This window comes from Lelliottia sp., from assembly GCF_045627565.1.
In the GTDB taxonomy this organism is placed as follows: Bacteria; Pseudomonadota; Gammaproteobacteria; order Enterobacterales; family Enterobacteriaceae; genus Enterobacter.
Genome location: NZ_JAZQNX010000008.1, coordinates 329,506 through 351,347, shown reverse-complemented (window position 1 = coordinate 351,347; position 21,842 = coordinate 329,506). Strand labels below are relative to the sequence as shown.

Below are 21,842 nucleotides of genomic sequence, written 5' to 3'. Positions count from 1 at the left end.
AAAATCCACTTAAGAAGGTAGGTATCACATGTCCGAACTTAATGAAAAGTTAGCCACAGCCTGGGAAGGTTTCGCGAAAGGTGACTGGCAGAAAGAAGTCAACGTGCGTGACTTTATTCAGAAAAACTATACCCCGTATGAAGGTGACGAATCCTTCCTGGCTGGTGCAACTGACGCAACCACCAAGCTTTGGGACAACGTAATGGAAGGCGTTAAACTGGAAAACCGCACTCACGCGCCAGTTGATTTCGATACTTCCGTTGCCTCTACCATCACTTCTCACGATGCTGGCTATATCAACAAAGCCCTTGAGAAAATCGTTGGTCTGCAGACTGAAGCGCCACTGAAACGTGCAATTATTCCGTTCGGTGGCATCAAAATGGTTGAGAGTTCATGCAAAGCGTACGATCGCGAGCTGGACCCAATGCTGAAAAAAATCTTCAGCGAATACCGCAAGACTCACAACCAGGGCGTGTTTGATGTTTACACCAAAGACATCCTGAACTGCCGCAAATCTGGCGTTCTGACTGGTCTGCCAGATGCTTATGGCCGTGGTCGTATCATCGGTGACTACCGTCGCGTTGCGCTGTACGGCATCGACTTCCTGATGAAAGACAAATACGCTCAATTCTTGTCTCTGCAATCTGATCTGGAAAACGGCGTAAACCTGGAAGCAACTATCCGTCTGCGCGAAGAGATCTCTGAACAGTACCGCGCACTGGGCCAGATCAAAGAGATGGCAGCGAAATACGGCTGTGATATCTCTGGTCCTGCGACCAATGCTCAGGAAGCAATTCAGTGGACTTACTTCGGCTACCTGGCTGCTGTTAAGTCTCAGAACGGCGCAGCAATGTCCTTCGGTCGCGTATCCACCTTCCTGGATGCTTACATCGAACGTGATATCAAAGCTGGCAAAATCAACGAACAAGACGCTCAGGAAATGATTGACCACCTGGTCATGAAACTGCGTATGGTTCGCTTCCTGCGTACGCCTGAATATGATGAACTGTTCTCCGGTGACCCAATCTGGGCAACTGAATCCATCGCTGGTATGGGTGTTGATGGCCGTACTCTGGTCACCAAAAATAGCTTCCGTTTCCTGAACACCCTGTACACTATGGGCCCGTCTCCGGAACCAAACATCACTGTTCTGTGGTCTGAAAAGCTGCCACTGAACTTCAAGAAATTCGCGGCTAAAGTGTCCATCGATACCTCTTCTCTGCAGTATGAGAACGATGATCTGATGCGTCCTGACTTCAACAACGATGACTACGCTATCGCGTGTTGTGTAAGCCCAATGATTGTTGGTAAGCAAATGCAGTTCTTCGGTGCTCGTGCTAACCTCGCGAAAACCATGCTGTACGCTATCAACGGCGGCGTTGATGAAAAACTGAAAATCCAGGTTGGTCCTAAATCTGAACCAATCAAAGGTGACGTTCTGAACTTCGACGAAGTCATGGAACGTATGGATCACTTCATGGATTGGCTGGCTAAGCAGTATGTCACCGCCCTGAACATCATCCATTACATGCATGACAAATACAGCTACGAAGCCTCTCTGATGGCACTGCACGACCGTGACGTGGTTCGCACCATGGCATGCGGTATCGCTGGTCTGTCTGTTGCTGCTGACTCCCTGTCTGCTATCAAATATGCGAAAGTTAAACCCATTCGTGATGAAGACGGTCTGGCTATCGACTTCGCTATCGAAGGCGAATACCCGCAGTTTGGTAACAACGACTCGCGTGTTGATGACATGGCAGTTGACCTGGTTGAACGTTTCATGAAGAAAATTCAGAAACTGACTACCTACCGTAACGCTATCCCGACTCAGTCTGTTCTGACCATCACCTCTAACGTTGTGTACGGTAAGAAAACCGGTAATACCCCAGACGGTCGTCGCGCTGGCGCGCCATTTGGCCCAGGTGCTAACCCAATGCACGGCCGTGACCAGAAAGGTGCTGTTGCCTCTCTGACTTCCGTTGCTAAACTGCCGTTTGCCTACGCGAAAGATGGTATCTCTTATACCTTCTCTATCGTTCCAAATGCGCTGGGTAAAGACGACGAAGTGCGTAAAACCAACCTGGCTGGCCTGATGGACGGTTACTTCCATCACGAATCATCCATCGAAGGTGGTCAACACCTGAACGTGAACGTGATGAACCGTGAAATGCTGCTTGATGCAATGGAAAACCCGGAAAAATATCCGCAGTTGACCATCCGTGTATCTGGCTACGCGGTACGTTTTAACTCGCTGACTAAAGAACAGCAGCAGGACGTTATCACTCGTACCTTCACTCAATCCATCTAACTGGAATTGACTGAAACCACGCCGTAAAAAGCGTACAATAAAGGCTCCACATCCGTGGGGCCTTTTTAACACCCTCTCCACGTTAGTCTCTTTTGCCCGGTATCTATACTGAATGGATAACAGCCAAAACAGACTCGACATAGCCAACTGAGCTATGCATATAAACAGGCCCTGTACGGGCCGAATCTGGAGATATCACCGCAATGTCAATTATTGGTCGTATTCACTCCTTTGAATCCTGTGGCACTGTTGATGGCCCAGGCATCCGCTTTATTACCTTCTTCCAGGGTTGTCTGATGCGTTGCCTGTATTGCCATAACCGCGATACATGGGACACGCATGGCGGCAAGGAAATCACCGTTGAAGAGCTAATGAAAGAGGTGGTGACCTATCGCCACTTTATGAATGCCTCTGGCGGTGGCGTCACCGCATCCGGTGGAGAAGCCATTCTCCAGGCAGAATTCGTCCGTGACTGGTTCCGCGCCTGTCGGAAAGAAGGTATTCATACCTGTCTGGATACCAATGGTTTTGTGCGTCGCTACGATCCGGTCATTGATGAGTTACTCGAAGTGACCGACCTGGTGATGCTCGATCTGAAGCAAATGAACGACGAAATCCACCAGAATCTGGTCGGCGTCTCAAATCACCGTACGTTGGAATTTGCCAAATACATCGCAGGCAAAGGAATCAAAACCTGGATTCGTTATGTCGTCGTGCCAGGCTGGTCAGATGATGATGATTCTGCTCATCGCCTGGGTGAATTCACCCGCGATATGGGTAACGTCGAGAAAATCGAACTGCTGCCGTACCATGAGCTGGGCAAGCACAAATGGGTGGCGATGGGCGAAGAATACAAGCTTGATGGCGTTAAGCCGCCGAAGAAAGAGACCATGGAGCGGGTGAAAGGTATTCTTGAGCAATACGGTCACAAGGTAATGTATTAATAAAAAAGCCCGGGCAATCGCACCGGGCTTTTTTTATCACGCATGCGCGACTGGCGTTGGATGCTCACCGGCTTTGCGCAGCAGCATCAGAAGATAAATAAACGCCACGCTGGCAATCATGATAAACAGCAAATTATCGGAATAATTCTGCATCAGCATGGCGGTGAACGTAGGTCCCAGCAGACTGCCAATGGTGTAACTCAGCAGTAACGCCTGATTCATCGCCACCAGCTGATGGTGCTCCACCTTTTCACACGCCCAGGCCATGGCAACAGGATAGAGCGTAAAGCCCGCCGCACCGAGAATAAACAAGGCAGGTGCCATTGCTGCATTTCCCAGCATCGCAAGACAACCCAAAATCACCACGAATACTTGAACACGCAGCACCAGCAAGCGACCGTAGCGATCCGCCAGTTTACCAATCGGCCATTGACCGACGATACCCGCACTCACCATCACCGCCATCCAGAATCCAATTCCGGAGTCGCTCACGCCCTGATGATTCAGATACAGCGGCATCAAGCCATACAGCGAACCCAGCACGATACCGGAGATAATGCAGCCATTGACACCAAGACGTGCATGGCGAAGCCTCAGCATTGACCAGACCTGCGTGGCCTCGTGGTGTTCGCTGCCTTGATTCACAATACGGGTAAATAACAACGGCAGAATAGCGGCCAGTACCATGCCAGTGACCCATGGCAAAACGCTCATCAAATCGGTTGGCAGTTTGCTGATCATTAGCTGGCCCAGCACGGTACCGACGTAATAGACCATCATATACGCTGCCAGCAGACGCCCACGGTTCCGCGATGTACCGCTGCACATCAACGCACTTTCCACGACCACCCAGATCATTGCGCAGCCCACGCCCGCAATGAACCGCCATGTCATCCAGCTCCAGAACCCGACCATCAGGCCCAACCCCACGCATCCGGCAGCAAAAATCAGTGAGGCCAGGTAATAGCTACGATTAAAGCCGAAGCGCTTAATTAATTTACCCGTCAGCAATGTACCGAGCAGGTTGCCGGTAAAATAGGACGAACTCACCATGCCCACTTGCCAGGTCGGTAAGTTTTCATGGGCGAGCCAAAGCGGGACGAGCGTATTTAAAACCGCAATCGCCAGGGTCAACAAAAGCAGGCCACAGAGCAACAGCAGCACTGGCCGGGAATAGGTGGACATGGATTAAAAACCGTGAGGAAGTAAAGATTTCGAGCGCATCATGCCACCAGTAAAAACAAAGTCAATCCATAGGCTTAGCGGCCTCGCACGATTTGTTCTCTGTCGATTTAAAAAATTCATCCTCCTTAAGCGCCTAAGGACATACGTATTAATTATCTAACTGTTTTCATTCATCTAAGCGGTAAATAAGTCACGAAGGTCAGTTGAAAACTTTCATGATAGATAATAAAAAAGCCGGAGCATTCGCCCCGGCTCGATATAACCAAAAAATACGTTAGTTCGCGATGGCTACGCCCACCGTCATATGCAGACCGTAGAACACGCCACGACCGATCAATTCTCCAGCCAGCACTAATACAAATGCGAAGGACAGTAAAGGTAACGCGGGCTGATGTCCCTTGATCTGCGGAAGTACCCAGCAGGTCAGCGCAGCGGCCAGCAGCACAATGCGCCAGGCCATCAGCGAGCCATAATCCGGCACCAACGAAAAAGCTTGCTGGATAGAGCTATGGATAGTGGCCAGCTCAGCACCTTGCATCAACGCAACGACCGCGCTGGCGACCAACGCTAACAATGACACCGCAGGCAACAGGCGCATCGCCCAGCCTTCAATTCCGGCCACACGCAGAAGTAAGAAGCCCAGTAGTGGCCCACCCATCAGCATCGTCAGGAAGAAACTGAGCGGCGTCCAGATGCTGTACCAGGTCGGTACGGTATCGATCGTGTTATAAACGCGCACCATCATCCATACAAATAATACACCCAGCACCATAGTGACTATCAGCCACAGGCTGCGTAAACCAGAAGGCAGTCTTTTGAGCGCAGCCAGCAGCCAGCCCAGGCCCCCCACCGCAAAGAAGATTGCGCCGCTGGCAATTTCGTTACTGAGTGACGATGCGCCGATACGGTTTAGCGAGTTAAACGCACGCATCGGGGATCCAAGGTGAAGCGTCGAGGCAATAAAACCAATCCCCATCAGCACCCACAGGCCAAACATACTCATGACCAGGCGCTGCTGCTGGTCAGCCCGTAAATCACCTTTGAGTAAGGCTACCGCGAGGACGATAAACCCGCCTGCGACGCATTGGCCAAAGACGGTGAAAATCATCAGCGGCCACTCATGCCATCCACTTCCCATTTTACACCTCCTTCGGATTAGCCAGATAGCCGGTGGTATCACCTGTCGGACGGCTATTGGTATTCGGTTTAATGACGATACTCGGCTTGGTAAAATGCGCTCCCGGCAGTGGAGCAACCGCTGCAAGCTGGCCGTGCTTCTGACGCAGCTCTTCAATTGGGCCAAAGTCCAGTGCGCGCAGAGGGCAAGAATCCACACAGATTGGCTTTTTACCGTCTGCAACTCGGGAATGACAGCCATCGCATTTCGTCATATGGCCTTTTGCAGCGTTGTACTGCGGGGCACCGTACGGGCACGCCATGTGGCAGTAACGACAGCCGATGCAGACATCTTCATCTACGACAACAAAACCGTCATCACGCTTGTGCATCGCGCCACTCGGGCACACTTTGGTACACGCAGGATCTTCGCAGTGGTTACAGGCAATCGACAGATAGTAGGCAAACACGTTCTGATTCCAGACGCCGTTGTCCTCCTGCCAATCTCCACCCGCGTATTCGTAAATACGTCGGAAGCTAACATCCGGGGTTAAGTCTTTGTAATCTTTACAAGCCAGTTCGCAGGTTTTACAACCGGTGCACCGACTAGAATCAATAAAAAATCCATATTGGGTGGTCATCGGTTACTCCTTACACCTTTTCAACCTGAACGAGGTTCGTGTGGGACGGATTGCCTTTCGCCAGTGGCGACGGGCGCTGCGTAGTCAGCACGTTAATGCTGCCTGCCTGGTCGATACGATTTGCATCAGGGCTATACCAGGCCCCTTCCCCAAGCGCGACCACACCAGGCATCATGCGCGGCGTTACTTTCGCTTCAATATGGACCTCTCCGCGATCGTTGAAAATTCGGATACGGTCGCCGTTTGTAATACCGCGCTTACGGGCATCCAGCGGGTTAATCCACATCTCCTGGCGACAGGATGCTTTCAGCACGTCCACATTGCCGTAGGTAGAGTGAACGCGCGCTTTATAATGGAACCCGGTCAGCTGTAGCGGATATTTTGCCGTGAGAGGGTCGTTATAGTTTTCGAAACCCGGGGTGTAGATCGGGAGTGGATCGATGACATCGCCTTCAGGCAACTCCCAGCTGGACGCGATTTTCGCCAGCGCTTCGGAATAAATTTCGATTTTTCCCGATGGTGTGGTCAGTGGATTCGCCTGGGGATCCTGACGGAATTCCTTGTAGGCCACATGATGCCCTTCGGGATCGCGCTGCTTAAACATGCCTTGCTTACGGAATGTGTCGAAATCCGGCAGTTCAGGAACCGCTTTGCGAGACTGCTCGTGCAGATAACGCATCCAACCTTCCTGCGTGCGACCTTCTGTGAACTGCTGCTCAACGCCCAGACGTTTCGCCAGCTCGGTGGTCATGTCGTAGATGGTTTTACACTCAAAGCGTGGTTTGATGACCTGGTCGGTGAAAATGACGTAGGACATGTTGCCGCAGGAAGCATCAAGGGCAAAATCCATCTGCTCAGAGGCGGTGCAGTCCGGCAATAGAATATCGGCATATTTGGCCGAGGAGGTCATGTGACAGTCGATCACCACAATCATCTCGCACTTCTTATCATCCTGAAGGATGTCATGCGTGCGGTTGATGTCGGAGTGCTGGTTGATAATGCAGTTACCTGCATAGTTCCAGATCATTTTGATAGGCACATCGAGTTTATCTTTACCGCGCACACCGTCGCGCAGCGCCGTCATCTCCGGGCCACGCTCAATCGCGTCGGTCCACATAAACATCGAAATACTGGTCTGTACTGGATTTTCCAGCGTCGGCATGCGCTCAAATGGCACTTCATAGGAGCCTTCGCGCGCACCACTATTCCCCCCATGGATGCCAACGTTACCGGTCAAAATCGAAAGCATTGAGATCGCGCGAGTCGCAATTTCACCATTGGCATGGCGCTGAGGTCCCCAACCCTGGCTGATGTAGGCAGGTTTAGCCGAGCCGATTTCTCGAGCCAGCTGTACGATACGCTCGACAGGAATCCCCGTAATCGTTGATGCCCATTGCGGGGTTTTCGCTACGCCGTCACTGCCCTGTCCAAGAATATAAGCCTTATAATGTCCGTTTGTAGGCGCACTGGCTGGCAAGGTTTTCTCGTCGTATCCAACGCAGTATTTATCCAGGAATGGCTGATCAACAAGGTTCTCAGTGATCATGACCCACGCCAGCGCGTTAACCAGCGCAGCATCCGTACCTGGGCGGATCGGAATCCATTCGTCTTCACGGCCAGCGCCTGTATCGGTGTAGCGCGGATCAATGATGATCATTCGGGCATTCGATTTCGCACGGGCCTGTTCCAGATAGTAGGTCACCCCACCGCCACTCATGCGCGTTTCGCCAGGGTTATTACCAAACAGGACCACCAGCTTACTGTTTTCGATATCTGACGGGCTGTTGCCATCGGCCCAACCGCCGTAGGTGTAATTTAGCCCGGCCGCGATCTGCGCAGAAGAGTAGTCACCGTAATGGTTAAGATATCCGCCGCAACAATTCATCAGACGTGCAATCAGCGTTTTGCCTGGCGGCCAGGAGCGGGTCATTGTCCCGCCAAGCGTGCCGGTTCCGTAGTTCAGGTAGATAGACTCGTTGCCATGCTCTTTAATCAGGCGTTGCATGTTGTTGGCAATCGTATCAAAGGCTTCTTCCCAACTGATACGCTCAAACTTGCCTTCACCGCGCTTACCCACACGTTTCATCGGGTATTTCAGACGATCCGGATTGTAAACGCGACGGCGCATCGAACGGCCACGTAAACAGGCACGAACCTGATGTAACCCTTCGTAGTTATCATCACCCGTGTTGTCCGTCTCAACGTATTTGATTTCGCCATCGACAACATGCATCCGCAGCGGGCAACGGCTGCCGCAGTTAACGGTACAGGCGCTCCACGTCACTTTTTCAGCCGCAGTCTTCGGCGCAATAACGTCAGCCGCCGATGCGATACGTGAGAAGGGTAAGGTGAACGCACTGCTGGCAACGGCCAGGCCGCCAATCGCAGTCGTTTTGACTAATCCGCGACGGCTCACCTCGGCAGCCAATAAAGCATCAGGCGCTTTGATTTTCATAGATACTCACTTTGGTTGCTCACAAAAAAGATGCGGCATAGACCGCTATATAGTTTTTTATATAGAGAAACAGTTATTCAGACACATAACGTGCTGGGTTTCATTCAAAGGAGTATTACTACTTTAGGAGGAGCAGACATTGCCTGGAGTCAAAGCAGAGGCATAAAAAAAGCGCCCTCAGGCGCTTTTTATTTTTAAAACAGATTAACCGATGTATTGCTGGCCTTTCATATAGGGCCGCAGCACTTCAGGAATTTCGATACGGCCATCTGCCTGCTGGTAGTTTTCCATCACCGCAACCAATGCGCGGCCGACAGCCAAACCAGAACCATTTAGCGTGTGAACCAAACGGGTCTTCTTGTCAGCCTTGGTGCGGCAACGCGCTTGCATACGACGCGCCTGGAAATCGCCCACGTTCGAGCATGAAGAGATTTCGCGGTAGGTGTTCTGAGCAGGAACCCAAACTTCCAGGTCGAACGTTTTGGTTGCGCCAAAGCCCATGTCGCCTGTGCAAAGCGCCATACGACGATACGGTAAGCCTAACAGCTCCAGAACCTTCTCAGCATGGCCAGTCATTTCTTCCAGCGCATCCATCGACACTTCCGGGCGAACGATCTGTACCATCTCAACTTTATCAAACTGGTGCATACGGATCAGACCGCGTGTGTCACGACCGTAAGATCCCGCTTCGGAACGGAAGCATGGAGAATGTGCGGTCAGTTTGATAGGCAGATTGTCTTCGTCGAGAATTTCATCACGCACGAGATTAGTCAGCGGCACTTCAGCCGTTGGGATCAGTGCGTAGTTGCTGCTCTCTGCTTCTTCGTCAAGCGGACGCGTATGGAACAGATCGCCGGCAAACTTAGGCAACTGGCCAGTACCGTACAGCGTATCGTGGTTTACCAGATACGGGACGTAGGTTTCGCTGTAGCCGTGTTGCTCGGTGTGAAGATCCAGCATGAATTGCGCCAATGCGCGATGCAGATGCGCAATTTGACCTTTCATCACGACAAAGCGAGCACCGGTCAATTTCACCGCGGCCGCAAAGTCCAGACCGGCGTGCATTTCGCCCAGAGTCACGTGATCGCGAACCTCAAAGTCGAATTTACGAGGCGTGCCCCAGCGTTTTACTTCAACGTTGTCGTTTTCGTCTTTACCGACAGGAACGCTATCATCAGGTGTGTTCGGGATCGCCAATGCAATATCACGAATTTCAGCCAGGAGAAGTTCCAGCTCAGCTTTCGCCTGATCCAGTTCTTCGCCCAGTTTGTTCACTTCCAGACGCAATGGCTCAATATCTTCCCCGCGTGCTTTCGCCTGGCCAATGGATTTCGATCGAGAATTACGCTCAGCCTGCAGATTTTCAGTTTGTACCTGCAGAACTTTACGACGCTCTTCAAGAGCGCGCAGCTTATCTACATCCAGCTTAAAGCCCCGGCGTGCCAGTTTTTCAGCGACTGCGTCTGGCTCGTTACGCAAAAGATTGGGATCGAGCATGCTTATCCTGTGCTTATCGAATTAAATGAGGGAAATGTGACCACAGCCTGCGGCCACAAGGATACTATGCCAACATTACCGCAACGATCGCGCTAACGGTAGCGTTTTATAGGGCTATTTTGATCCTGTCCGGTAAGCCAGGCGAGCTTTTCGCCAATCTTGCCTTCAAGACCTCTGTTTGTCGGGCGATAATAGCGCGTTTGTGCCATCTCCTGCGGGAAATATTCCTCGCCCGCGGCATAGGCATTTGGCTCATCATGCGCGTAGCGATATTCCTGCCCATACCCCATCTCTTTCATGAGTTTGGTCGGCGCATTGCGTAGATGAACTGGCACGTCATAATCCGGACGCTCCCGCGCATCCGCCATCGCGGCTTTAAAGGCGGTATAGACGGCATTACTTTTTGGTGCACATGCTAGATAAACAATGGCTTGTGCAATGGCGCGCTCGCCTTCTGAAGGACCCACTCGCGTAAAGCAATCCCAGGCTGAAATGGCGACCTGCATGGCTCGTGGATCCGCGTTACCGACATCCTCTGACGCTATCGCCAAACAGCGACGCGCAACATAGAGAGGGTCACCACCCGCTGTGATAATACGTGCATACCAGTACAAGGCAGCATCTGGCGCGCTACCGCGAACAGACTTATGCAGGGCAGAAATCAAGTCGTAAAACCGATCGCCTTTATTATCAAAACGCGCACTGCGTTCTCCGGCGATTTCCGTCAGCAATTCAGATTTCAGTACGCGTTTGCCCGCGTCACCCAACTCGGCCATATCAGCCATCATTTCCAGGGTATTCAATGCCCGTCGCGCATCGCCGTTCACTAACTCAGCAATCGCGCGACGCGTATCGTCCGGAAGAACAACATCCTGCCCGCCATAACCACGTGCTTTGTCTTCCATCGCCTGAGTGAGCACTTGTTCAATATCATCCGTCGTCAACGACTTCAAAAGGTAAACGCGCGCACGTGAGAGAAGTGCAGAGTTAAGTTCGAAGGAAGGATTTTCGGTGGTTGCACCGATAAAGAAGATAGTCCCATCTTCAATATGCGGCAGAAAAGCATCCTGCTGACTCTTATTGAAACGATGAACTTCATCAACGAAAAGGATGGTTCGACGACCCGCGTTGCGATTTTGCCGGGCACGTTCGATAGCCTCGCGGATCTCTTTCACACCGGAGGTGACGGCAGACAAACGTTCGACATCAGCATCGGCATAGCGAGCAATCACTTCTGCCAGCGTAGTCTTGCCGGTGCCTGGCGGCCCCCATAAGATCATTGAGTGCAGATGCCCGGCCTCAATAGCGCGCGGCAACGGTTTCCCGGGAGCCAGCAGATGCTGCTGACCGATATATTGCGCTAAATTTTCTGGCCGCATGCGAGCGGCCAGAGGTTGAAATGCATTCTCGGAAAAATCGAGCGAAAGATTGCCCACTCACGCCTCTTACTTATTGCGTTGATCATCCACCGTTACGCCCTGCGGCGGGGTAAAGGTGAATTTGGATGCATCAATAGCGCCATTTTGCTGGGATTTAAGCTGATAGCTACTACGCTGCTCATCTTGTTCCACAGCGCTAAACTGATTAATTGTCCCGTTGTTGCTCACATTAATCGTGAACTGCTTCAGGTTACCGTTGCTGGTCTTCGGGGTCAGAACAAAATCATCACCGTTTTGTTTGATATTGTACTGCTGCCAGTCACTGGTCTGGTTACGCGCAATCAGCATAAACGGCGTATTGCTGGTCGCGTCTTTCAATAATGTCGCGGTAGCCTGTTCGACAAAGGGATTGTAGAACCACAGGGTTTTACCATCGGAAACCAGAATGCTTTCATCCGGCTGCGTCATATGCCAGTTGAAAAGATTGGGGCGCTTAACCCACAAATCGCCCTGACCTTCCTGCACTGCATTTCCGCTGCCATCAGTCACTTTCTGAGTGAAGCTGGCATGGAAGCTACTGACTTTATCCAGGCGGCTTTTAAGGTCACTTGCGGCATCGGCCCAGACGCTACTGGCAACAAAGCTGGTCAATAATGCTCCGACGATTGCGATTTTTTTCATTATCAGTCCTTAAATTCGTCATCCCAAAATGGGGTTCTGTCATCCATTCTGAACCTGCCAACCGGCAGGTAACAGAAGAAAATGCTTAATTTTTACTGTTTTACCCATCTTTGCAAACGATGACATGTTACTCAAACGGCGGCGGAGCAAGTACTTCGCGGTTACCGTTGTGGCCGGGCTCGCTCACGATACCCTGTGCTTCCATCTGTTCAATGATACGCGCCGCACGGTTGTAACCAATACGGAACTGACGCTGCACGCCAGAAATGGACGCTTTACGTTTTTCCGTAATGAAGTTAACTGCCTGATCGAATAAAGGATCGAGCTCTTCAGCGCCATCATAGCCACCGCTGCCGCCCCCCTCACTTTCACTTTCAGAGGTGATACCGTCAACGTATTGCGGGCGACCGCGCGCTTTCCAGTCCTGCACGACGGCGTGAACTTCCTGATCCCGAACAAACGCACCGTGCACACGCACTGGCGTTGTCGAGTTCGGACCAGAGTAGAGCATGTCACCCATGCCGAGCAGCGATTCCGCGCCGCCCTGATCGAGAATAGTTCGCGAGTCAATTTTGCTCGATACGGTAAAGGCGATACGCGTTGGAATGTTAGCTTTAATCAAACCGGTAATGACGTCGACAGAGGGACGCTGCGTCGCGAGAACAAGGTGAATACCCGCCGCACGCGCTTTCTGTGCCAGGCGAGCGATCAGCTCTTCCACTTTTTTTCCAACTGTCATCATCAGGTCGGCGAATTCATCCACCAGCACAACGATATAAGGCAGTTTTTCCAGAACCGGATGCTCAGTAGCCATGCTGTCACCTGGCTTCCAGTAAGGATCGGGAATCGGGCGACCCATGCGCGCCGCTTCTGCGATTTTATCGTTATAACCTGCAAGATTACGCACGCCGAGTGCCGACATCAGTTTGTAGCGGCGCTCCATCTCATTGACGCTCCAGCGCAAGGCGTTGGCTGCGTCTTTCATGTCGGTAACCACTTCGGTCAGCAGATGCGGAATACCTTCATAAACAGAAAGCTCCAGCATTTTTGGGTCGATCATGATGAAACGCACGTCTTCCGGCTGGGCTTTATAAAGCATGCTCAGAATCATGGCGTTCACGCCGACAGACTTACCGGAACCTGTTGTACCCGCGACCAGCAGATGGGGCATTTTCGCCAGATCCGCAACCACGGGTTCACCCGCAATGTCTTTACCCAGCACGATAGTGAGCGGCGATGGATTATCACGGAATTTCGCGTTATCCAGAACCTCACGCAAATAGACGGTCTGACGTTTTTTGTTAGGCAGTTCCAGGCCGACATAGGGTTTGCCCGGAATGACTTCAACCACACGTACTGCGACAGTCGAGAGCGAACGCGCCAGATCCCGAGACAGGTTGGAAATTCGCGCAGCTTTAACGCCCGGCGCCAGGTTCAGTTCAAAACGCGTGATGACCGGGCCCGGGGAGTAGTTCACCACATCCGCTTTAATGCGGAAATCCGCCAGACGCGTTTCAACCAGTCTCGCCATTTGCTCAAGTGCGAAGGTATCTACCGGCTCCACTTCGGAAGGCGGAGAGGTTAATAAATCTAGCGACGGCAACGGCGTCGTTGGTCTTTGTACCGGACGGCTGTCACCATTACGCATCAGCAATGGGTGAATCAAACTTTCCTGCGCTTGTGCAGGAGACGGCTGATGCTGCGCATATTGCGGCGGTGCAACGGCAGGCTGTTGCACCGCGACAGGTTGCTGAACATGTTGTGGCTGTGGCGGGGCAAACGACTGACGCGGTTGCTCCTGTTCTGGCATGACGCTCGGCGTAAATAACGGCGCACTCGGCGTATCATCAATCAAATCTTTTATCGGCGAGAATTCAAAATCTGACAATGAGAACGCATTCGCACCCGAAGGCTGATCGCCAGAATAACGTTGCTGCTGCGTCGCGGCGAACTGGCGCGCCAGTTCAGCTTCGGCTGCATCATCTTCACTGTCCTGGGCAGGATAGTGCGACGCGTCATGTTGATGTTCTTCGCTATAACGCTGGTTCTGTTGCGCGGCAAACTGGCGAGCCAGCTCATCCTGATGCATTTCTTCAGCGTCGTCATAATCTTCTTCAGCCATTCTCTCTTCTGATGTTTGCTGAGAAGGAATTTTGATGCCAAAGGAGGCCGAAGCCAGTTCACGGCGGGTTGGCACGCGCACACGGTTTGGTCGTGGTAACTGCGGTCCAATCCCCTCTTTCACCTGAGGGCGTGGTGCAGCGCCGGCCGCCAGATTAAATACTGGCGCAGCGACGCCTGCAGCGGTTGTCGCATGTGAAGTTGCCTGCTGAACACCCGCCGCAACAGGCGCAACGGTGGAGGCGGAACCCATACCAGAAGCAACGGAACCAGAAGCAACGGAAGAGGAAAATGCAGGCGTGCTGGCTGGCTCTTTCGCAGGCTCAGGCACTGGTTGGTACCAGGCAGCGAGCTGCTCCCGCTCGCGTGCACGGCGCTCTTCCACTTCCTCAAAGTAATACATCGGTGGACGGGACGGTTTTGTCTCCTCCACTTCTGGCGCTGGCTCAACATAATCCTGAACAGGCTCGACATGTTCAGGCGCATGTTCCTGATACGGCTGAACTACAGGCTGAACTACAGGCTGTTCAAACTGCTGATAAGCTTGCGGTTCATATGGCGTGTCAGGTTGATACGGCTGTTGCGAGTACTCCTGATGCGGAGCAGGCGTGTAACTTTCTGGCTGAGGTGCAATAGACGGCTCCGGCGTGTGAACACCAGGTGCGGTTTGCCAGTTAATAACGGGCTGCTGCACATCGGTATCTGCCGTGAGTACAGGAGCAGAAGGCATGACGGCTTCTACTGGCGCGGCGTAAACCTGAGCTGCCGTAGTTGCAAGTGCTGCGGTGGCAACCGGTGCCGTGACCGATTGGCCATTTAATAAGGGATCATACTCATCATAATCGCCAGGCATTGCCCGGTGACCAGAGAACAAAACATCATCCGGATCGGCGGCGACACCTGCGGTACTGTACTCGACGTGCTCTTCATCATCCATGCGTTTGCCGGAGAAAAGTGCTGCATCGGTTTTGCGGCCCAGAGGATTCGTGAATTTTTCAGCGACGCGTTTACGACGCTCCAGCGCACCTCGCATGATACGCGTGCGGCGAGACTCACGACGGTCTGCTGTTGACGATGCCTCTTCATCATCGTCATCTTCGTATTCGTATTCGTCTTCATCAATCCACGTATCGTCACGACGCGTGCGGTTGCTGGCGAAGGTCAAAATATTGAGGATAAAGTTACCCAGTTTTTCAGCAATGCTGACCCATGACCACCCTGTAAACAGCGTCAGGCCCGCGGCCCAGATGCACAGTAAGGTAATGGTGCCGCCGCTGCTGTGAAGCATAGGCTTGAGTGCAGTACTTAAGAGACTGCCAATCACCCCACCAGAGGCAAAATACCAGATATCATCGGCATTGATCGCGGCCAAACCGCAGGATGTCAGGATCAATGCTAATGCACCAATAAGACGCAGTGATACCGCAAAATAGTCGATGTAATCTTCGTTCTGACGGTGACGCCAGGCGAACCAACACCCCCCGACGATAATCACAGGGATGGTGTAAGCCATGACGCCAAACACGAAGAACAGCGTATCAGCCAGCCACGCGCCAGGCACCCCACCCAGATTATGGATAGGTTCATGCCATGCAGTCTGCGACCAGCTAGGGTCGGAAGGGTTGAAACTGAGTAAGGCTGCCATCAACCAGACGGCAAAAAGGGCAACAAGAATCAGTAACGCCTCCAGGAGTCGGCGCCCGCTGCTTAACTTCGTTAAAGTGACTTCTTTGTCTTCAGTATATTCCTGGCTCAAAAAAGGCTCTCCAGGTATCAGGCATTTCCTGCCTGTTTGCTAAAACGGACAACAGCGCCGGGATACCCGGCACTGTTGCTGTATGGATTAACAGGAGTGTAATCAAATTACACTGATTTTGCACCTGTTCCGTATTAGCGTGTCTTAATTACCAGACGATTGCTCTGTTTGACTTCTTCCATTACCACGTAGGTACGGGTGTCGTTCACACCAGGCAGTCGCAGCAAGGTTTCACCTAACAGTTTACGATAGGCTGACATGTCAGGTACGCGGGTTTTCAACAAGTAGTCGAAATCGCCTGAAACCAAGTGACACTCTTGAATTTCTTCAAGTTTTTGTACAGCGGTATTAAATTGTTCAAACACATCTGGTGCGCCACGATTCAGAGTAATCTCAACAAAAACGAGAAGTGAGGCATCCAGATAATGCGGGTTTAACAGAGCCGTATAGCCCTGAATAAAACCCTGTCTTTCCAGTCGGCGCACACGCTCAAGGCAAGGCGTCGGAGAAAGTCCCACACGTTTTGAAAGCTCGACGTTGGAAATACGCCCATCCTTTTGCAACTCATTAAGAATGTTACGATCGATGCGGTCGAGATCTTTGCCAGGGCGCTTTTTGCTATCTACCATTATTATTGTCTCTCTGTATTCCTTCCCTACTCCTGCCTGGACCCTTAGCACTTCACTGTTCAGAGTCTGTACCCGTTGCTTATCGCATCGCCTTTTATAATGTGTACGCGATGCAGATTCGGGTTCTACGGTAAGAAGACCGTTGCCCAGAGGCTGTCTTGGATATCACTTAGGGTATCTGTCCACACCCTATGCAATTTTCGCTGACCCGGTAAAAATGGCGTATATGTGCATGTCTATGCGACACACCGTTAGCGCAGATTTTTTCTTCCTTCAATGTTTTCGCAAAAGCGCAGGGGATTGTCAAAGCAAAACATTGTTTTTTAGTACAACGTGCCAGTTATTCATTGCGCTCGGGCATTAATCCTCATTTTGTCGCCTTATAAACGACCGATTTTCATCAGAAAACGTTATATTGTTACGCTTTTAACGCCGCATCATCGCCGATGGCTATTGCACAAATCGTTTACAAAATTGCTGTGCTCTTTTTTTACGGCAACAAATTCCCTACAATCCGAGCAAATGTCTGCCAACACTAATGAGGATCTCATGGGCACGGCCAAACACAGTAAGCTGCTAATCCTTGGTTCTGGACCTGCGGGATACACCGCAGCGGTCTACGCTGCACGCGCTAACCTGCAACCGGTTCTGATCACCGGCATGGAAAAAGGCGGTCAGTTGACCACCACAACGGAAGTGGAAAACTGGCCAGGCGATCCGCATGACCTGACCGGGCCGCTGCTGATGGAGCGCATGCACGAGCACGCGACCAAGTTCGACACAGAAATTCTGTTCGATCACATCAACAAAGTTGATCTGCAAAACCGTCCTTTCCGTCTGATCGGTGACAACGGCGAGTACACCTGTGACGCGCTCATCATCGCAACAGGCGCGTCTGCACGTTATCTGGGTTTGCCTTCGGAGGAAGCGTTTAAAGGACGCGGTGTCTCTGCCTGCGCAACCTGTGATGGTTTCTTCTATCGCAACCAGAAAGTGGCGGTCATCGGTGGCGGTAACACCGCGGTTGAAGAAGCCCTGTACCTGGCCAATATCGCCTCTGAAGTGCACCTGATTCACCGTCGCGACACTTTCCGTGCCGAAAAAATCCTGATCAAACGTCTGATGGATAAAGTCGCTAGCGGCAATATCGTTCTGCATACCCACCGCACGCTGGAAGAAGTGACCGGCGACCAAATGGGTGTATCTGGCCTGCGCCTGCGCGATACGCAAAACAGCGATAATATCGAATCCCTGGAAGTGGCCGGCCTGTTTGTCGCCATCGGCCACAGCCCAAATACCGGTATTTTTGACGGTCAACTTGAGCTGGAAAACGGCTACATCAAAGTGCAGTCGGGGATCCACGGCAATGCCACCCAAACCAGCATCCCAGGCGTCTTTGCTGCGGGAGATGTCATGGACCACATCTATCGTCAAGCGATCACCTCTGCGGGCACAGGCTGTATGGCTGCGCTGGATGCCGAGCGCTATCTGGACGGACTGGCTGAACTGAGCAAATAATCTTTACAAGTCAGTAACAAACGTAAATAAAGGCGACGATAGGTCGCCTTTATTTTGTCTGGCATGTAACATTGTGAAGCCCAATTCTAATAATGTTACCTGCAAAGTACGCAATGGAAAAAAACCGTCAACAAGAGTTAACTCGCTGGCTTAAACAGCAAAGCGTTCTTTCGCGCCGCTGGCTGAATATTTCCCGCCTTTTGGGTTTTATCAGCGGTTTGTTGATTGTCGCCCAGGCATGGCTGCTGGCCCGCATTCTCAACCATATGATTATGGAAAACATCCCGCGCGAGGCGCTGTTGATGCCTTTTGTCGTGCTGGTGCTGGTCTTTGTTCTTCGCGCCTGGGTCGTCTGGCTTCGCGAGCGCGTAGGCTTTCATGCCGGGCAGCAAATTCGCTATGAAATCCGACGCAAAGTGCTCGACAGGCTTCAGGAAGCCGGACCCGCCTGGATTCAGGGAAAACCTGCCGGAAGCTGGGCGACGCTTATTCTCGAACAAATCGACGATATGCATGATTACTATGCCCGCTATCTCCCTCAGATGGCGCTGGCGGTTTTTGTTCCGCTGCTCATTGTGCTCGCCATTTTCCCAACCAACTGGGTTGCTGCGTTAATTTTGCTGGGGACGGCACCGCTTATACCGATGTTTATGGCAATGGTCGGAATGGGCGCTGCTGATGCCAACCGACGCAATTTCCTTGCGCTTGGCCGCCTGAGCGGACATTTCCTGGACCGACTGCGTGGGATGGAAACCCTGCGCGTCTTTGGTCGTGGTGAAGCCGAAATTGACAATATTCGCCTCGCGTCACAGGATTTCCGCCAGCGTACGATGGAAGTGCTGCGAATGGCCTTCCTGTCCTCCGGCGTACTTGAATTCTTTACGTCGCTTTCGATTGCCCTGGTGGCCGTTTACTTCGGTTTCTCGTATCTCGGCGCGCTCGATTTTGGTCACTACGGCACGGCAGTGACGCTGTCTGCCGGTTTCCTCGCGCTCATTCTGGCACCCGAATTTTTCCAGCCCTTACGCGATCTGGGCACGTTTTATCATGCCAAAGCGCAGGCCGTTGGTGCCGCTGATAGCCTGAAAACATTCCTCGAAACACCGCTTGCCCATCCTGAGCGCGGTGAAGTTACGCTCAACAGTAAAGATCCGATCACTCTTGAAGCCCACGATTTTTCGGTGCTTTCGCCAGAAGGCAAAGTGCTGTCTGGTCCACTTAACTTCACGCTTGCTCCGGGTCAGCGCATCATTTTAGTCGGCACGAGTGGTTCGGGGAAGAGTACGTTGCTGAATGCTTTATCCGGATTTATGGCTTACACCGGTTCGTTGCAAGTCAATCGAACCGAACTGCGCTCGCTTGAGCCCGATGCCTGGCGCAAACAGTTAAGCTGGGTGGGGCAAAACCCACAATTACCGGCCTCTACGCTGCGCGAAAACGTCTTACTGGCGCGCCCGGATGCGCATGAAGATGAGCTCAAGTCGGTGCTCGATCGCGCCTGGGTTAGCGAGTTCCTGCCGAGTCTGCCTAACGGCGTCGATACCGTGGTGGGCGATCAGTCCGCAGGACTTTCCGTTGGCCAGGCACAGCGCATCGCCGTGGCACGTGCCCTGCTTAACGCCAGCCAGCTAATGCTGCTCGACGAACCGGCCGCAAGCCTGGATGCGCACAGCGAACAGCGCGTTATGCAGACGCTGAATGACGCGTCAAAGCAGCAGACAACACTCATGGTGACGCATCAACTGGAAGGCATTGCCGACTGGGATCAAATTTGGGTGATGGAAAATGGCCGTATAGTTGAGCGAGGCGATTACGCTACGCTCGCAGCCGCTCAGGGGCCCTTTGCGGCTCTGCTGGCGAATCGTCAGGAGGATATTTAATGCGTGCCCTACTCCCGTATCTCGCGCTTTATAAACGCCATAAATGGATGCTCACGCTCGGCGTTGTGCTTGCCATTATCACGCTTCTGGCAAGCATTGGCCTGCTGACGCTTTCAGGCTGGTTCCTGTCTGCCTCTGCCGTCGCAGGCTTCGCCGGGTTATACAGCTTCAACTATATGCTGCCCGCTGCGGGCGTGCGTGGTACGGCTATCGTACGTACCGCAGGTCGCTATTTCGAGCGTCTGGTCAGCCACGACGCGACTTTCCGCGTCCTGCAGCATCTGCGTATTTTCACTTTCAGCAAACTCCTGCCGCTCTCTCCTGCCGGCCTGGCGCGTTTTCGCCAGGGAGAATTACTGAACCGTGTTGTAGCTGACGTCGATACGCTGGATCACCTTTACCTGCGCGTGATTTCCCCGCTGGTGGGGGCTTTTGTGGTTATCATCGTTGTCACGCTGGGGCTTTGCGTGCTTGATGTGCCGATTGCTATTACGCTCGGCGGCATAATGTTACTCACGCTTCTCGTGCTGCCACCGCTGTTTTATCGCGCGGGCAAAGCAACGGGCGAAAAACTCACGCGTTTGCGCGGGGACTACCGTCAGCAGTTGACATCATGGCTGCAAGGCCAGGCCGAATTAACCATTTTTGGTGCCAGCCGACGCTATCGCGCCCGGATGGAAAGCACTGAGCTGAGCTGGCATGAAGCCCAGCGCAGGCAATCGGAACTGACGGCGCTCTCTCAGGCGTTGATGTTGTTGATTGGCGGTTTCGCCGTGATTGCGATGCTGTGGATGGCCGCCGGAGGCGTGGGGGGAAATACCCAGCCCGGTGCGCTGATTGCTCTGTTCGTCTTTTGTGCACTGGCGGCTTTTGAGGCGCTCGCGCCTGTGACCGGTGCATTCCAGCATCTTGGGCAGGTTATCGCTTCTGCGGTGCGCATCACGCAGATCGTTGAGCAAACGCCGGAAGTCACGTTCAAGGAAGGCCACTCAGTCGTGCCAGAGCGCGTTGCTGTGCAATTGACGGATGTGACGTTTGCCTATGATGGACAAACGCAAAATGCGCTTGATGGAATCACTCTGACAGTCCAGGCCGGACAGCATGTCGCCATTCTGGGCCGCACGGGGTGTGGCAAATCGACACTTTTACAGTTGCTGACCCGTGCGTGGGATCCGCGCCAGGGACAGATTATTTTTAATACCACACCACTCACCGATTTTAACGAGCAGGCGCTGCGCAAAATGGTCAGCGTCGTTCCGCAGCGCGTTCATCTCTTTAGTGCGACCCTGCGCGACAATCTCCTGCTGGCCTCCCCTACCGCTTCTGATGAGGCGTTGTGCGCTGTTCTTGAACAAGTGGGTTTGCACAAGCTGCTTGAGGATGACGGTTTGAACGCCTGGCTTGGCGAAGGCGGGCGTCAGCTTTCCGGTGGTGAATTGCGCCGTCTGGCAGTCGCAAGAGCATTACTGCACGATGCGCCCTTCATGTTATTGGATGAACCGACAGAAGGCCTGGACGCAACAACTGAAAGCCAAATTCTTGATTTACTGGCGCAAACCATGAAAAACAAAACCGTGCTGATGGTGACTCACCGCCTGCGCGGGCTGGCGAATTTTGATCAAATAATTGTCATGGACAACGGACAGATTATTGAGCAAGGTAGTCACGCAGAATTGTTAGCGAAACAGGGTCGTTATTACCAGTTTAAACAACGTCTGTAGACTATATT

General features: G+C 52.5%; 14 protein-coding genes. 5 read left to right on the top strand and 9 right to left on the bottom strand.

Annotated features, from left to right (window positions below; genetic code table 11):
* Positions 1 to 28: 28 nt before the first annotated feature.
* A complete protein-coding gene (pflB, locus tag ACKI5T_RS06445) occupies positions 29 to 2,311 on the top strand; it encodes a formate C-acetyltransferase (protein WP_407436451.1) in 2,283 nt (760 codons plus the stop codon).
* Positions 2,312 to 2,514: 203 nt separating this feature from the next.
* Positions 2,515 to 3,255 (top strand): pyruvate formate lyase 1-activating protein, encoded by a 741-nt coding sequence (pflA, locus tag ACKI5T_RS06440; RefSeq protein ID WP_012016819.1) that lies wholly within the window; start codon positions 2,515 to 2,517, stop codon positions 3,253 to 3,255.
* A gap of 36 nt (positions 3,256 to 3,291) precedes the next feature.
* On the opposite strand, the gene ACKI5T_RS06435 is transcribed toward pflA, so the two are convergent.
* The 9 genes from ACKI5T_RS06435 to lrp form a co-directional block, all read right to left on the bottom strand.
* A complete protein-coding gene (locus tag ACKI5T_RS06435) occupies positions 3,292 to 4,440 on the bottom strand; it encodes an MFS transporter (RefSeq protein WP_407436448.1) in 1,149 nt (382 codons plus the stop codon).
* A 274-nt stretch (positions 4,441 to 4,714) separates the two neighbouring features.
* Positions 4,715 to 5,578, bottom strand: coding sequence for a dimethyl sulfoxide reductase anchor subunit family protein (locus ACKI5T_RS06430; RefSeq protein WP_407436446.1), 864 nt, complete (start codon positions 5,576 to 5,578; stop codon positions 4,715 to 4,717).
* A gap of 1 nt (position 5,579) precedes the next feature.
* Complete coding sequence (locus ACKI5T_RS06425; protein ID WP_407436444.1) at positions 5,580 to 6,197, bottom strand: DMSO/selenate family reductase complex B subunit; 618 nt, start codon at positions 6,195 to 6,197, stop codon at positions 5,580 to 5,582.
* A gap of 10 nt (positions 6,198 to 6,207) precedes the next feature.
* Positions 6,208 to 8,652, bottom strand: coding sequence for a dimethylsulfoxide reductase subunit A (gene dmsA, locus ACKI5T_RS06420; protein WP_407436442.1), 2,445 nt, complete (start codon positions 8,650 to 8,652; stop codon positions 6,208 to 6,210).
* A 204-nt stretch (positions 8,653 to 8,856) separates the two neighbouring features.
* Complete coding sequence (gene serS, locus ACKI5T_RS06415) at positions 8,857 to 10,149, bottom strand: serine--tRNA ligase (protein ID WP_407436440.1); 1,293 nt, start codon at positions 10,147 to 10,149, stop codon at positions 8,857 to 8,859.
* 92 nt (positions 10,150 to 10,241) lie between these two features.
* The gene (rarA, locus tag ACKI5T_RS06410; RefSeq protein WP_407436438.1) at positions 10,242 to 11,585 is read right to left on the bottom strand and encodes a replication-associated recombination protein RarA; all 1,344 of its coding nucleotides are present in this window, start codon (positions 11,583 to 11,585) and stop codon (positions 10,242 to 10,244) included.
* A gap of 9 nt (positions 11,586 to 11,594) precedes the next feature.
* Positions 11,595 to 12,209, bottom strand: a complete 615-nt coding sequence (gene lolA, locus ACKI5T_RS06405; RefSeq protein ID WP_012016812.1) for an outer membrane lipoprotein chaperone LolA — start codon at positions 12,207 to 12,209, stop codon at positions 11,595 to 11,597.
* A 127-nt stretch (positions 12,210 to 12,336) separates the two neighbouring features.
* Complete coding sequence (locus tag ACKI5T_RS06400; protein WP_407436436.1) at positions 12,337 to 16,086, bottom strand: DNA translocase FtsK; 3,750 nt, start codon at positions 16,084 to 16,086, stop codon at positions 12,337 to 12,339.
* A 134-nt stretch (positions 16,087 to 16,220) separates the two neighbouring features.
* On the bottom strand, positions 16,221 to 16,715 hold the full coding sequence (lrp, locus tag ACKI5T_RS06395) for a leucine-responsive transcriptional regulator Lrp (protein WP_000228473.1): 495 nt from the start codon (positions 16,713 to 16,715) through the stop codon (positions 16,221 to 16,223).
* A gap of 549 nt (positions 16,716 to 17,264) precedes the next feature.
* Between lrp and trxB the strand changes: the two genes are divergently transcribed.
* The 3 genes from trxB (at position 17,265) to cydC (ending at position 21,834) form a co-directional block, all read left to right on the top strand.
* Positions 17,265 to 18,233 carry a thioredoxin-disulfide reductase gene (trxB, locus tag ACKI5T_RS06390; RefSeq protein WP_407436429.1) on the top strand — a complete coding sequence of 323 codons (969 nt, stop codon included), beginning with the start codon at positions 17,265 to 17,267 and terminating at the stop codon, positions 18,231 to 18,233.
* Positions 18,234 to 18,346: 113 nt separating this feature from the next.
* Complete coding sequence (gene cydD, locus ACKI5T_RS06385) at positions 18,347 to 20,113, top strand: heme ABC transporter permease/ATP-binding protein CydD (RefSeq protein WP_407436427.1); 1,767 nt, start codon at positions 18,347 to 18,349, stop codon at positions 20,111 to 20,113.
* The gene (gene cydC, locus ACKI5T_RS06380) at positions 20,113 to 21,834 is read left to right on the top strand and encodes a heme ABC transporter ATP-binding protein/permease CydC (RefSeq protein ID WP_407436425.1); all 1,722 of its coding nucleotides are present in this window, start codon (positions 20,113 to 20,115) and stop codon (positions 21,832 to 21,834) included. Before cydD ends, cydC begins: the two co-directional genes overlap by 1 nt.
* Positions 21,835 to 21,842 lie beyond the last annotated feature (8 nt).